This window comes from Paenibacillus sp. CCS19 (assembly GCF_033239625.1).
Taxonomy (GTDB): domain Bacteria; phylum Bacillota; class Bacilli; order Paenibacillales; family Paenibacillaceae; genus Paenibacillus_T.
In genome coordinates this window covers 32637-47200 of record NZ_BTCK01000020.1, presented here as the reverse complement: position 1 = coordinate 47200, position 14564 = coordinate 32637, and the positions used below count along the sequence as shown (strand labels likewise).

General features: G+C 54.1%; 13 protein-coding genes and 1 pseudogene. 1 reads left to right on the top strand and 13 read right to left on the bottom strand.

Annotated elements, in window-relative coordinates; translation table 11 throughout:
* Window positions 1-79 precede the first annotated feature (79 nt).
* The 12 genes and pseudogenes from SBI19_RS15150 to SBI19_RS15095 form a co-directional block, all read right to left on the bottom strand.
* Window positions 80-1177 (bottom strand): toxic anion resistance protein, encoded by a 1098-nt coding sequence (locus SBI19_RS15150; RefSeq protein WP_317969579.1) that lies wholly within the window; start codon window positions 1175-1177, stop codon window positions 80-82.
* Window positions 1178-1219: 42 nt separating this feature from the next.
* Window positions 1220-1924 (bottom strand): hypothetical protein, encoded by a 705-nt coding sequence (locus tag SBI19_RS15145; protein ID WP_317969577.1) that lies wholly within the window; start codon window positions 1922-1924, stop codon window positions 1220-1222.
* 71 nt (window positions 1925-1995) lie between these two features.
* Window positions 1996-3078 (bottom strand): ATP-grasp domain-containing protein, encoded by a 1083-nt coding sequence (locus tag SBI19_RS15140; RefSeq protein WP_317969575.1) that lies wholly within the window; start codon window positions 3076-3078, stop codon window positions 1996-1998.
* On the bottom strand, window positions 3075-3914 hold the full coding sequence (locus SBI19_RS15135; RefSeq protein WP_317969573.1) for an HAD family hydrolase: 840 nt from the start codon (window positions 3912-3914) through the stop codon (window positions 3075-3077). The genes SBI19_RS15140 and SBI19_RS15135 overlap by 4 nt, the downstream gene beginning before the upstream one ends.
* Window positions 3911-5083 (bottom strand): cysteine protease StiP family protein, encoded by a 1173-nt coding sequence (locus SBI19_RS15130; RefSeq protein ID WP_317969673.1) that lies wholly within the window; start codon window positions 5081-5083, stop codon window positions 3911-3913. Before SBI19_RS15130 ends, SBI19_RS15135 begins: the two co-directional genes overlap by 4 nt.
* Window positions 5084-5182: 99 nt before the next feature.
* Window positions 5183-6415, bottom strand: a pseudogene (locus SBI19_RS15125) (phosphoribosyltransferase family protein); the annotation flags it as partial.
* A 76-nt stretch (window positions 6416-6491) separates the two neighbouring features.
* Entirely contained in the window at window positions 6492-7715 is a 1224-nt protein-coding gene (locus tag SBI19_RS15120) for an HpcH/HpaI aldolase/citrate lyase family protein (protein ID WP_317969571.1), read from the bottom strand.
* A gap of 96 nt (window positions 7716-7811) precedes the next feature.
* On the bottom strand, window positions 7812-8540 hold the full coding sequence (locus tag SBI19_RS15115; protein ID WP_317969569.1) for a TerC family protein: 729 nt from the start codon (window positions 8538-8540) through the stop codon (window positions 7812-7814).
* Between the two features lie 165 nt (window positions 8541-8705).
* Window positions 8706-9287, bottom strand: coding sequence for a TerD family protein (locus tag SBI19_RS15110; RefSeq protein WP_317969567.1), 582 nt, complete (start codon window positions 9285-9287; stop codon window positions 8706-8708).
* An 84-nt stretch (window positions 9288-9371) separates the two neighbouring features.
* Complete coding sequence (locus SBI19_RS15105; RefSeq protein WP_317969565.1) at window positions 9372-9947, bottom strand: TerD family protein; 576 nt, start codon at window positions 9945-9947, stop codon at window positions 9372-9374.
* Window positions 9948-9993: 46 nt separating this feature from the next.
* Window positions 9994-10590 carry a TerD family protein gene (locus SBI19_RS15100; protein ID WP_317969563.1) on the bottom strand — a complete coding sequence of 199 codons (597 nt, stop codon included), beginning with the start codon at window positions 10588-10590 and terminating at the stop codon, window positions 9994-9996.
* Window positions 10591-10988: 398 nt separating this feature from the next.
* Window positions 10989-12179 (bottom strand): helix-turn-helix domain-containing protein, encoded by a 1191-nt coding sequence (locus tag SBI19_RS15095; protein WP_317969561.1) that lies wholly within the window; start codon window positions 12177-12179, stop codon window positions 10989-10991.
* Between the two features lie 261 nt (window positions 12180-12440).
* Between SBI19_RS15095 and SBI19_RS15090 the strand changes: the two genes are divergently transcribed.
* On the top strand, window positions 12441-13205 hold the full coding sequence (locus SBI19_RS15090; protein WP_317969559.1) for a GT-D fold domain-containing glycosyltransferase: 765 nt from the start codon (window positions 12441-12443) through the stop codon (window positions 13203-13205).
* On the opposite strand, the gene SBI19_RS15085 is transcribed toward SBI19_RS15090, so the two are convergent.
* Window positions 13195-14556: a nucleotide sugar dehydrogenase gene (locus SBI19_RS15085; RefSeq protein ID WP_317969557.1), complete on the bottom strand. Its 1362-nt coding sequence runs from the start codon at window positions 14554-14556 to the stop codon at window positions 13195-13197. The two genes, SBI19_RS15090 and SBI19_RS15085, sit on opposite strands and share 11 nt — an antisense overlap.
* Window positions 14557-14564 lie beyond the last annotated feature (8 nt).

Sequence of the window (14564 nt, the reverse complement as noted above, 5' to 3'; positions counted from 1 at the left end):
TCCCTCTCTTCGCTGACGGCTATTTGGTGCAGTCTATGCGGAGGGGCGGAAGAACATGCGAACTATACGGTAATTAAACTCAGCTTAACAGCTTCGTCAATTCAGACTCAGCTGGCGCTGACTGGAGGGCAGGCGCGGCATCGGCGCCATGTCCGAGACGATTCGCCAGCTGCGTGTTGATCGTCGTCATTTTGTTCGTGTAGTCGTTGCAGCTATCGATGATGCGGCGGTTCGACTGCTCGGACAGATCGATCGCTGCCATCAGGTCAGTGATCGCCCGGTTAACGGCTTCCATCGACATCGATGGTTTCGCCAGCAAGTCATTCGTACGCTCCGTCGTCTGCCGCAGCAAGCGGGCATTCTCTTGGAACTGGTTCTCGATCGTTTTGTTCGTTGCGTCAACCGCACTGATAACCTTCTCCTGGTCATTGAGTGCAAGTGCGATCATGGCAGAAACCGTAATGAGGTTCGACGTCTTATCGATCGCATTGTTCACCGAGTCGATCAGCTTGTCGTTGTTATCGTTAATGATATCCGTTGCTGCAATCGCTTGATTGTACAGCATGATCATCTCTGTCATCGACTGAATGCGCGTTACGACTTTGCGCAGACCGCGTTCGAGCTGTGCCTTGCGGCCTTCGTTCTCCGGCTTCGCAATCTCCGCCTCGAACAGCTCCTTCAGCTTGTCGCCGAACGCAATCTTCGTCTGGAGCGAGTAGATCTCTTCAAGCGAAGAGCGCTTCAGCTGACGCATGTTGACGATGCTTTCCTCCAACGTATCCTTGCCGTCGCGCAAACCGTTAATAATTGCGTCGACGTTCGATTTGACCGACTGATATTTGTAGATGTAGTTTTTCAGCGGGCTCTTACGAACGAGCTTGCCGAAAAATCCGACATTCTTGCTCTGCTGGAGCGTCTCGCACTCGCCGCGGAGCTTCAAGATCATGTTCGATACTTCCGCACGGCTGCCGCCCATCAGATCATTGACTGGACGATCCAGCAGCTTGAGCGTCTGCCCCGCCTTCTCCTGCGTCTTCATCCCCAGCTTGCCAATCTCGTCCATCAAGGAATCCAGCTGTACGGAATCCGTCTGCGCAACCTGACCGATCAGGCGCGATGCTTCCTGTACGACCTGTTGTTCATCTTCTTTCTTCAACTGCACGAGCTGTGTAGACATGTCGATTGCCTCCTCGTATTGAAAAGTGATTGAATGACCCGATTAGAGCTCTGATTGCTTGTAACGTTGGTGGATAAGCTCAGCCTTCGTCTGAAGCTCCAGCAAATCCTTATGTTCGACTGTCGAGACGATGTCCGTAATCTTCGAGTTCACGTCCCTCAGTCCGTTAAGCAGCATGCGCCGATTCTGGCTCTTCATCTCACCGCTCAGACGAAGAAACGGATTAATAACAGCGTTCAAGTCCTTCAGCACAAGCCTGCGAACCGTATGATTGATGTTGCTGTTGCCCAGCTCATTCAGCAGCGGAATAACACGCTGGATCCGCGCGAACAAAGCGAGCGACTTGTCGACAATCTCACTGTCGAGGTTGTTCTTCTGACCTTCGGAGATGATCATATCTTCGAGTACCTGCAAGTACTCAACAACCGATTCGAAGCCTTCTGGAATCGAAGACTGCTGCGGCTGCGCTTGTGGGCGCTGAGCAGTCTGGCCTGCGGCTGCACTAGTCACTGCCTGCTGCTGCGTGGACTGCGGAACCGCTGTCCCTGGCTGCTGCGGATTCATAGGCTGAGCGCCATACGGCTGATTGCGCGGCGGCGTATTCCCATTCAGGCGCGATGGAATGAGACTGCCGACAATGGCGCCTCCCGCTGGCAGCATCAGCGACAGTACCTCCGGCAGCGCGAAACCGGTTATAACAGCGGCGACATAGCCGACTGCAGCGCCGATCAATGTATTTTTGTTCACGGACGATTCCCTCCACTACTGGACTGGACACGTAGTCTCTTCCCTTATTGTAGGAACCGTCACAAGCGCTGTCAATGTGACCGGTCACCGGCAAGCGATGTCACGCGCTCGCATTCCGGTTCGAATGTTGCCATTCGCATAGCAAGCTCAATATGGCTTGTCATCATATTGTATTCCGGTTTCAGCTCGCCAATCGGCTCTCCGAGCGCTGCTTTGACACCCAAATAAGGGAAATTAATACCTGTCAAACTTGTCGCGTGAAGACCGCCGGACATGCGCGGATTAATTTCAAGCAGCTTCGGCACTCCACCTGAATATCGCATTTGAATATTGAAATTGTACGGAATCCGGTAAGTTGCAGCGACACGTTGCGCAATCGCCAGCAGCTCCTCATTATGCTCCAGCACGCGCAGACGCCCGTCCGCCTTGCGGCGAGGAATCGCAGCATGCAGATTGCCTTCACCGTCCGCGATACAGTCGATGCTGTACTCCGGACCTTCCAGCAGCTCCATTACCATCAATGACGGGAAGCTCTCTGCCTGCGACAAAATCGAATAAGCTTCCTCGAACGTCATCTCATTCGTCACATAGCCGAACAGATCGCGCAGCGCATCCCGCTGATCGTTCACGATGCGGAAACCTAATCCGCCCTCCGAATCCGTCGGCTTGAAGCAGACGCGATGGCCTTCGGCGATAAGCCGCTCGTAGGCCAGCTTGAACCCCGCTGCATCCGTTACGACCTCGTATGCCGGCACTTCCATAATGCCGCTCTCCCGTACCTCTTCATAGAATTTGTCCTTGATCGATATTTTCTCCAACAGTTCGACATCGCGGCAGACCGTTACCTTCGTGCCGATCGCGTCGAACAGCTCGATATTGCGCGCGATGTCGAGCATTCGTAGGCGCGGAATGAAGACATCGATCTCATGCTCCTTGCAGAAGTCGGCGAGCCATTGCACATAGTCCAAACCTTGCAGAACAGGTTCCGTCGTTGCATAGTCGGCCGCTTGCAGCGCCATGTGGCGGGAATCCGGATGTGTTCCGTAGAGCTTGAACGGCAGTCCGTCCTCATTGTTGCGGATGCTGTTCATATAGTGATAAGCAACAGAAAACCAGCGGTTAAAATAGACGCGATACTCCTTCTTGCTCTTCATGACGAACGTTCCTCCCATGTCCAATTGTTCAAAGCTTCAGCCCTCGCCTGCACGAAATCCGCAATCTCTTCCCCTGCAAATAAGCCTGACCGCTGCGTGAACACCCAGCGCCCCATTTGACCTGTTGACTGGTAGATCCGATATAGCTCGCCGTGAGCCGGCGCAATGGCATCATCTGCCGTCTCCAGCAGGCTTCGATCCAGCAAGGAATCGCCCGATGCGATCAGCCCCGCTTCAGGATGACGCTGCCTAATATAAGCGACAGCATCCCTTTTGTTCACGACAGAAGGAACGATGTATACCTTACGCCCTTGCACGGATACTTCCCATCCGCGCTCAGCAAGCAGCTCAGCACGTTCCTGCACCGCCTCTAGCGGCAGCTTGTCCCGATCCACCATATACACGTAGAACAGTTCATCACACAGACGTTCTTCCTTCACCCATTCCGGCTGTACGACCTTGGCGAACAACTGCCGCGCCTCATCGGAAGAACACGCTGCCCGCTTCAGCCTCTCCTGCACGAGCTTCTGCCAATAGGCATCTTCCTCGCCTTTGATCAGGATGCGTCCCCCATTGCTCGTAATCGCGTAAGCAGGCACGATATCCCGCTGGAATACATCGATTCGGCGATACTGCGCCAACGTCCGCGTCGTTACGGGAACGAACACGAGCCGCTCATTCAATGCCTTCAGCGTCGCGATCGATGCCTCGGACATGAAGGACTGCGACTTGCCGTTGATCCATTCCACGATGCGAATGCCAGGCTCGTCTTCCGGCACGATCATCGATCGTCTGGAGAAGATAAGCGTCTGATCCAGATCGCTTGCATAAATCATGCCGAATCCCCCTTAAGCGGCTTGATGATGCCGCAGCAGGAATAAGCTAGACCCGGATGCTCTTCCACGGGCACGCCCCGCTCCTCAGCCAGCATCAAGATCGGCGCAAGATGCGGGTTGTCCAGCCTGTCTACAAGGATCTTCCACGGTACGCGGCGCAGCAGCACCCGTGACGTCTCGCCAACGCCCGGCTTGATCAGATTCACATCATCGATGCCGAATGTCTCCTGAAGCTTCCGAATGTCCGCCATCCCTTGCCAAGTTGCTTCCGGCGGATTCTGCATCACCTTGTCCGCATACACGGCTGCCTTCTGCGCCACCGCATCGAAATGCTCGGCAATACGCTCGACGAATCGATTAGACTCATCGATCGGCTTCCACTGCTCATAGAACTTGGAGCCATGGTAGTCATCAGGTCCAATCAGCCCTGGCTTCAATACCGTTCGGCTCATGAGACCGGACACTGTCGCATTCAAGCAGGCGCTTGGAATCAGGTAATCGTCACGCGTCCCGAACGTCTCCGAGCAGCGGCCCGGATCGGCCAGAACCGCGAGATCATCGCTCAATCGAACCCCATACTTCTCTTCGAACTGGCGGCACGCCTCGATCAGCGTGCGGCGGATCGCTCCCTTGCCTGTCCAACCGTCGATGAATTGAACCTCGGCCTCTACCCCATGCTGCTGCAAAATATAAATAAGCGCATTCTCGTCGATCCCTTTGCCCCGAATAATCGATATGCCGTAGTGCGGGAGCGAGACGCCATATCGCTGCTCAATATACCGCTTGATCAGAACGCCGACTGGCGTACCGGCTCTAGCCAGCGATACAAGCACGCACGATAACCCGCGTTTGCGAACAATCAGCTCCGCTGCCGACGCAATGCCCTCCGCGACGAGTACAGCCGATTCGTCTAACGTCTTGCGATACAGCTTCAAATATTGCTCCGAGGGCTCATACTCCTTCGGCAGCATCTCTGAGTAGTGAACACCCGACTGAATCGCCTCTTCGCGATCTTCCGTCGGCATCTCCAGCTGTGCGTCTCGCAGGTCCTTCAGAAGGAAAATTACATCGGACGCCTCATAACTGCCCAGCGGTACCGGCGGCTTCATCTTCCGTTCGAACAGCTTCGCCAGTCGAGAATCACGTGAGGAGTGCTGATTGATGTTCATCGCGAGCCCCGACCTAGACTCCGACCCTAACTCCGGCTCCTCAGACGTACAGCTCACGACATGAATAACCTTGCAGTCGATAAACTTAAGCGCCTCCAGCATCGGCTCAAGCCGCTCCATCGTCGTTACTCGCTCTAGAATGATGAATACATCATCATAGACATGCGCGCCGAGATTGTATAGATAATGCCGTACCCCTTCATCGTCTGGGGAAGGGAACGTCACGCCGTCCTTCACCGCATAATCTGCGCGGTCCAGCGGATGAATCGGGCTGCGCGTCGACGACTGGTAGTAGACGCTGCCTTGCAGCGCCGCGGCAATCTGCATCGGCACGTACATGAATTCCCCGGTGCCGATGACGAGCGTCTTCCCTCCCCTTCCGCAGCGAAGCTCCTCTAATTGCGCAGTTGCTCTGCGAATCGCTTCATCCGCGTCCACACGCTCTTCTGCCGCAATACCGAAACGCCCCGTCTGTCTCATATACGGGGCATGATTCGCGCTGCCTGCCAGATCAAGCGATACTGCCTTAACCGGCTCGAACACCGATTGCAGCGTATGGACGCGGTATTCAGGCTCAGAAGCAGTCGTCTCCCCTTCTGCATCTTCACCACTGTTCAGCAGCCCTTGCGGCGCCCCATTCGGGAACGCCTCGCCGCTTACCTCGATCGTCCCCCGATACAAGGTAATCGTCTCGATCGTAATGCCGAATTCGCGCTCCAGCGCCGCAAAGGCATCTTCCGACGCTTCGCTCCGCCAATCGAGCAGCGAGGCGACCACATAACGCTTCCGCGGAAATTTCGCATGCATGTCCCGGATCAGGTTAAGCGTCGTCTTCCCCGTTGTCATCTCGTCGTCCACGAATACGACGATCTCGCCATTATCCCAATAGTCGCTCCGCTCTGCATAGCAGCGATGCGCCACCGCGTGTGAATGCTCCTCGTCGAACTGCAGCACCGACTCCCGGTCCGCCAGCAGCTCGCGTGTCGTATGCAGATAAGTGGCGTTAGCCTCGAATGCATCGAACATCGCATGTCCAAGCGCCGTTGCCGTCTCCGCGAAGCCAAGCAGTTTGAGCGGCATCGGTACTCGAAGCCGCTCTTCGATCAGCCTGCGATACACGCCGGGCGCTTCAGTTGGTTCCATTAAACCTTGCATCGTCTGCTTCAGAAGCGGCGCAAGCTCTGCCGAGCGCTCCGGCTGCAAATGCCGGCACAGCAGTACAGCAAGCGCGTAGCCTGCAAGCAATGAAGTATTCGGATCAATCGGAATATGTTTGCCGAGCAGCTTGCTTACGAACAGAAACGACCGTTTAGGATTGTTGCGTGCTGCCATATGAAATAAAGATGAGATCGGAAGTCCGAATGGATTGTTTTTCTCTGATACGGTCACCTGCAGGCTGCCGGCGATGTTATAAACGTGCGTAGCCTTGTTCTCGGAATAAGGCTGTGTAGCGTTGCTCATCATGCAGCACCCCATATATATTCGCTCTCGCAATTATTTTCTTCGCCCAGTAATAATGCGGCTTAAATTCGTTCATCTTATTACCATATTCACTCTTCATGACGCCAAGGCTGCCATCCCGATTATCGATGATCGCCAGCGCATCCATGTACTCTTCACGCGTAACGGTATACATCGCCTGCACGGTTCGCAGCTGAACCGGGTGAATGACCGTCTTCCCAATCAACCCGTTCTCTTTGTCCAACATAATCTCGCGGATGAATGTCGCACTGACATCTTCCGCACTTGCTGCTAAAGCAGAATGGCGCGGGTTCGGCAGCTCCGGCAGCAAGGCATCCCGAAGACGCGTTTCCCGCAGTGCCGCGAGCTGATGAGGCCGATCATTGCCGTTTCCGAAATACTCCCATACAGGACCCGATACAACGTACCCGTCTTCTGCTCTGCCGAAAATATTCATAATGTCCGCTATGCAATCCCGAATCGCTGCAAGGTCATATACGGTCAACTCCGGACTTCGTCTTAATCCGAACAAGCTGGAGAAGTCCGTCGCTCCGATCCGCACATTCAATACATAATCACGATAGGTGTCGAGCAGACGCTTCGTGTCGAGCAGCGTCTCCAATCGGCTCTCCCGATAAATAATCGAAGCACTCTCAAGTACCGGCATGCCATAAAGCGGAGGCTCGTCCTTCTCTCTGCATCGGTTGTAGTCGTCGAGCAACCGCAAATACCGCTCACCCGCAGCTGGCGTAAACTTCGGGAATACGAAACCCGTCAATATACGAACCGAGTCTTCCAATCTAACAAGCAGCCTCGCCATCTGATCCGCTGAGCGGACCCGAATGAAGAGGAGCGGCAGTTGATCCTGCGCAAGCACGCCGCTGTCCACCGCTGCAGCAACACGCGACAGCTGCTGTACGAGCGAATATTCGGCGGCATCGACCATTAGATCCGCCACGGCATCCTCCAGATCGATAACCGCAGTTACCAGCTCACTCAGCTTCCCCGTAATCAGATCAGCTGCAATTGTCGAACGTGTGGCCGGCATGTACAGCGCCGCTCCGACCGCATAGGCAAGCTGCTCCCTCGGTGTACGGTTAGAGAACGGCATCGGGGGGCAGAAGAACATCGCCCCTCTCTCTTCTTCGGACAAATCATCATAATAACGCATGACGCTCGCTCCTCCCTTCTATCCCTTATACGAACGAATCCCTCCAATATGGAGGGATTCGTATATCAACTATGAAAGAGCGCTGCTGCTGATCTCTTAGGCCTTTTCACTGACCTTCTTACGGCGAAGAATGCTGAGCAAGATTGCACCGCCGAATACGAGGAACATCGCTGCGAAGAACAGGTAGTGCGAAATATGAACGCCGAATGCTCCCAACAGCATCTTCAACGAGATTACAGCGATCAGAACGAATGCCGCTTTCTCCAGCTCCGGGAAACGCTCGATGAGCTTGAGGAATACTTGTGCAACGCCGCGCATCATCAGTACGCCCAGAATACCGCCCAAGAACAGTACCCATACTTCGTTGCTCACACCGAATGCCGCGATAACGCTGTCGATACTGAATGCGATATCCATCAGCTCGACCATTAATACGGTCTTCCAGAAGCCATAATTCTTGCCGCTGGTTTCGCCTTCTTCTTGGTGACCCTTGAACAATCCCTTATAGGCGATGAACATCAGGTAAGCCGCGCCAAGCACCTTCACCAGCGTAAACTTAACGAGGTATGTACCGAAGCCGATCGCTAAGAACCGGAATACGTACGCGCCAAGCAAGCCGTAGAACAACGCCTTCTTCTGCTGCTCCTTCGGCAGGTGGCGAACCATTACGGCCAACACGAGCGCGTTATCCGCCGATAACAGACCTTCCAGCAGGACTAGACTGAGAATGATCCCCCAGCTTGCCGGGTCCGAGAATGTTGCTGCAATGTCGCTCCAGGAGAAGAAATGACCGTAGCTCTCTCCAATTTTGTCTAACCAATCCATGAATGCTGCCTCCAATAGGAAAATGGAATAATCGTATTCGAAACTCTCCATTACGCTGAACCCACAACGGCAAGCTCAGCGGAGAAGTTGTTTTCGATCGTTATGGATCGCAATGCCCGGCTAGCCTGCGCCAATCGCAAGACACAGGCTTGTCCGGACTGCAATCTAGTTAGCGTCTAGGCCATAATTACGGCACAACGCAACCAGTCCGCCTGCGAAGCCGCTGCCGACTGCTTGGAATTTCCACTCGCCGCTGTGGCGGTAGAACTCGCAGAATACGACTGCTGTTTCTGTCGAGAACTCTTCTCCGAGATCGAAGCGAAGAACCTCGCGGTTCGAAGAAGCGTCCACAACACGCACGAATGCGTTCGAGACTTGTCCAAAATTTTGCTTGCGCGTCTCGTAATCATAAATCGTCACCGTAATGCCGATCCGATGGATCGAAGCTGGTACTTTGCTCAAATCAATGTTGATCTGTTCGTCATCGCCATCGCCTTCGCCTGTCCGATTGTCGCCCGTATGAACGACGGAACCGTTACCGCCCGATGCATTGTTATAGAATACGAAATCGTCGGCGCCCTTCGCCTTGCCATCCTCGTAGAGCAGGAAAGCCGAAGCGTCCAAGTCGAAATCAGCACCGCCGACATATTTGTTCGTGTCCCAGCCAAGACCAACGACAACCTGCGTGAGACCGGGATTCGTCTTCGTCAGGTCAACGCGTTGACCTTTGGATAGTGAGATACTCATTGCATTCTCTTCCTCTCCTGAGCAAAATGGCGTGCGGCAGACCAGCCGCTGCCGCGAAGGTCTGCCGCACGGGCTTTCACTTGCTTATGCCAAGCCGTAATCGCGCACCAAGCCGGACAAGCCGTCCTTGTAGCCGCTGCCGATTGCGCTGAACTTCCACTCGCCGCTGTGGCGATACAGTTCGCCAACGACAACGCCCGTCTCGATCGAGAAGTCCTCGCCGAGATCGAAGCGGATCAGCTCTTGGCCGCCGTCTTCGTTCAAGATACGCACGTAAGCGCGGGATACTTGACCGAAGTTCTGATTGCGCTCTGTCGCTTCATAGATCGTGATCGTGAACGCGATCTTCTCTACGTTCGCCGGAACGTTCGGAAGGTCGATGCTGATCTGCTCGTCGTCACCTTCGCCTGCGCCCGTACGATTGTCGCCAGTATGAACGACAGAGCCGTTCTCGTTCTGACGGTTATTGAAGTAGATGAAGTTGCGCTCGCCTTCGACTTTGCCTGCTGCGTTAGCCAGGAAGACCGAAACGTCGAGGTCAAAGTCCTTGCCGCCGTCGTACTTGTTCGTGTCCCAGCCAAGGCCCACCGTTACTTTCGTCAGACCTGGGTTTGTTTTCGTCAAATCGACCTTCTGGCCTTTCGTCAAGCTAATTGCCATGGTAAACACCTCTCCTCGCTAAGCCGGCCTTGCGGCCAGCATCCTTTTATTTATGCTCAGCAGCTAATTGATTGACGTGAACAGCATGCGTTCCTTCGCCAATCGCCGCAAATTTCCACTCGCCGCCATGACGGTACAGCTCGCCGCAGATTAGCGCCGTCTTGCCTGCATAGCTCTCCGACAGATTGAAGCGAACGAGCTCATTGCCCTTCGTTCCGTCCATCACCCGTATGTATGCGGACTGAATCATGCCGAAATCCTGCTTGCGGTTGACGCAATCATAGATATTAACAACAGCAAGAATCTTGCTAACGCCAGCCGGAACCTTCGCGAGATCGATAAAGATCTGCTCGTCGTCGCCATCGCCTTCGCCAGTCAAGTTGTCACCGGAGTGAATAACCGATTGGCACGGGCTTTGCTTATTGTAGAAACAAACAACATGATGATCATTCGTCAATTTCGACTGCTCGTTAAGCATCAGAACCGACGCGTCACAGTCGATATTAGCAGTCTGCTTCTTCAAACCGAACAAACCGCCCTTGGATTGCACCGGATCCCAACCCAGACCGATCGTAACTTTCGTCAGACCAGCGTTGCCTTTCGTCAGATCGATTTTCTGACCTTTCACCAAACTAATCGACATCGTTTGTTCACCTCCCTTTCCAATTGTAACGCCGAATAATGCCAGTTGAACCAGAAGGTAAAAGCCTTGAATTTCCAGACTCTAACCCCAACTATACTCTAGTAATCATCAAAAATCTACTTGCTTATACAAACATTTAGGCTCGGCTAAATAAGCTGATTTCATACGTTTCAAGCACAATAAATCGTATAAAACGACAGCTTATAACCTTCCATACGTACAGTTGCCTAGAAAGGATTCAAAAAAAAATACAAATAACATTATTTGCTTACAAAAAGAGCCTTATCGATCGTAAGACTCCATCACGATCGATAAGGCTTGCTTGTTAACTTCCATCTCCATGCACCTTCAACAAGCTCGACATCCTCGAAACCGGCCCTGCATTCTTCCATCGAGGGTTACGACTGCGGCTTCGCACCGCTTAACATCTCGCTTATGATATCGCCCAGTATCTGCTGACCCAAGAACGGGGCAATGCCAGCCAGCATATTCGGAGACAACTCGCCGGATGCTGCTGCGTTCTGCACAAGAAGCACCAGCTGCTCTTGGCCTAGGAACGGTGCAAGACCAACCAAGGCGTTCGACGACAATCGTCCGCCTTCCGAAGCTCCGCGTACAAGCGCATCCAAATGCTCTCTCGCAAGGAAAGGTCCAAGGCCGACAATGACCTGCTCGCCAATTTCGCCCTGCAGCCCGCGCTCTGCCAGCCTGCCAAGCCCCTCCCTGCTTATGAACGGCGCCAAGCCAAGCACGAGATCCGGTTGAATAGAGCCATCTGCCGCCAGCTCTGCATAGCGATCGACCGCGTCCCGCTCCAAGAATGGCGCAAGTCGAAGCAGCAGCGAGCCTTCAATCTCTCCATTGATGGCGCGATCGGCCAAGCCGCCCAGCGTCTGCCGGTCAAGGAATGGCGCAAGGGATATGATCATCTGCAGATCGAACTCGCTTTCTTCTGCCGCCCGAACCAATTGAGACAATTGACCCTGATTCAGGAATGGCGCGAGACTTACGATGCGATGCGCTGGAACTGCCCTTTGCACAGCTCCATCTACAAGCCGGCTTAGCGACTCTTGCGGAAGGAATGGCGCAAGACCTTCGATCGTCTCCCACTCCCAAGACTGCTCCGTTACCGTTGTAACGATCTGATCCAAGGATTGCTTCGACAGAAAAGGCGCCATCTGAAACGCAAACTGCTGATTGAATACTCCCGGCTCCAGCTTCTCCGTCAACTGCCCCAGCGTGCTTGCCTTCAGCATCGGCGCAATATCGACCAGTTCCTCTGCAGCAGCCGTATTCGTATTAATGAAAGAAGCCGCCTCCGCCGTCTGTCCTGCCGAGAGATCCTTCAGCAGCTTACCGATGTAAACACTGCCGCTCTCTCGATCATTCGACAGCAGCTCATCTAACGTAATACCGAGCAGTTCTGCCAGTCGAGGCAGCACCGCGATATCCGGCAGCGATTCGCCCCGCTCCCACTTCGAAACCGCCTGATGACTCATATTCAGCTTTTCTGCCAGATTGGACTGCGTCATGTCCTGTTGTTTGCGCAATTCGGATATACGTGCTCCAACTCGTCGCGAATCGATCATTTCGAATCCCCTCCATGTCTGATGGAACAGTGCGCACTGTCTTGAATCGAGCATAGCATACGAATCTTCGAATCGGCTATCGACCGTCAGTAGAATCGGCCAATCCTTGCTGCTGCGGCTTTCGCAGACATTACAAGGGGCGAATTCTACTGGCGGTAGAATTCGCCCCCTTAAGACGGATAGGCATCTATTGTGACGGTACAACTGCCATCTCTCCTCGCTGCGCCAAGCTACATATAATGATGTAGCTTCTTATCCAGCATGATGCGAAAGCGGGGATTGCGGTTGTCTGTCTATCTGGAACTAAACGATGTCCTCCTTAGGATTGATCAAGCATTGGCGAACAAGAGGCCGCTGTCGCTCGTACGAATCGGCGATGGCGAGAATATTGTGCTCGCTCAGCGGTCCGTATGGACGCTGCGCAAAGTGCTGCGGGAGCGCTGGGCGATCAAAGCCAATAAAGGGGAGAAAGGCGTTACGCTGCCCAATATTAAGCTTCGCAATGAGCTCGTCAAATCGATCCGAGCCGCGTCCATCGTCGGTCTGCTCCCGCTGGGCGATGAGCAGATCAAAGCGCCTGATTACCTCAAGCGTCCGCTGACCGATCGGGTTTTTCGCTATTTCAAGCTGGATCCGGCCGTGCAGTGTCACGCTTGCGTCAATCGTGAAATGCCCGGCAGCCAACTGTTCTGGCGCATTCTTCGTCGCAGACGCATTCTGATCATTACCCGCGATCCCGAGCCGCTCAAGGCCATATTAGAGCAGCCTCCGCTGCGGCTTCATGTGGCGCATACCATCGCATTCTCCCATTACGACCAGATTGAAGAGACGATGAAAACCGTTGCATCGATTCGACATCAATTCGATATTGCGCTCATCTCCTGCGGCGTCAACGCCGTCATTCTAGCGCCGCGCATTGCGGAGGCGACTGGCAAAGTGGCTGTTGATTTTGGCAAGGGACCTGATCGGATTGCGGCCGCACTGAAGGCTGGACATGATCCTCATTCATATCGCACTATTCGCTAACCTGCTGCCTCGATCTTCTGCTTGTGTGCGTCCCGCCGCCGAGTCTTTCCAGCCTACCTGCGCTTTTCATCCCTCGTGTCGCGTTGCGCGCATCATAGAGCACAGCGGCATTCTCCACAATCCGCTCGATCGGCAGGCAGGCATGATCCGTATGAATGACAACACACCCTGCGCCGTTAAGCGTCTCATCCGTCAATTCCACGGAGTGGAGGACTGACGCTCCAATCCGTACGGACGGCACGTACGGATCGTAGTAACTGACATCCGCCCCTTCCTGCTGAAGCAGCCGAATAAGCGTTAGTGCGCTCGATTCGCGCATGTCGGCAATATTTTTCTTATAGGCAATGCCGATCAATAAGATGGATGCGCCGCTCAATGTCCGATCAGGACCGAGCAGCCGCGCGATCCGATTCACAATATAACGGGGCATCGTCTCGTTCGTATGATGCGACAATTCGATGAAACGACTCTCCGTACCGGAACGCCTGGCTGACCATTGCAGGTAAAGCGGGTCAACAGGGATGCAGTGTCCGCCGATGCCGGGACCTGGCTGGAATGGCATAAAACCGTACGGTTTCGTGCTCGCCGCCTCGATCACTTCCCAGATGTTCAGCTGCAGCTCATCGCACAGTTTCGCGAATTCATTAATGAACGAAATGTTAATGAGACGAAAACTATTCTCCAGCAGCTTCGCCGCCTCCGCAATGTCGGTGGACGATACAGGAACAACATGCCGGAAAATTCGTCCGTACAGCTCCGTTACACGCGTCAGGCAATCCGAAGAAACGCCGCTCACAATCTTGGGCACGTCTTGCAGCTTATGGCTGTGATTGCCAGGGTCAATCCGTTCCGGCGAATAGGCCAGATGAAAATGGACGCCTGCCGTAAGACCGCCCTGCTCCAGCAGAGGCTGCACGAGCTCACGGGTCGTCCCGGGATAGGTTGTACTCTCAACGACGACGAGTTGCCCTGGTTGAAGATGGTCGCGCAGACGTACACACGTATTCGTAATGAAGCTGACATCCGGCGTATGCTCCTCCGTCAAAGGTGTAGGCACGCATATAACGATACCGTTCACATCCATCAACTGGCTGTAATCGGCAGTGGCCGCGAGCTGACCTGAACGGACTGCCGCCGTCAATTCTTCATCGCTTATGTCTTGAATATAGCTCTTCCCATCCTTCACAAGCGAAAGCTTGCGCTCGTCTATCTCGATGCCGATGACTTGCAGACCGCTGCGAATACATGCCATAGCCAGTGGCAGTCCGACATAGCCAAGTCCGATTACACCGACTTTGCCTGCCTCATACACATACCTGTCGTATGCCGATACCGCATGCTTATCATGCACAGCTCCGC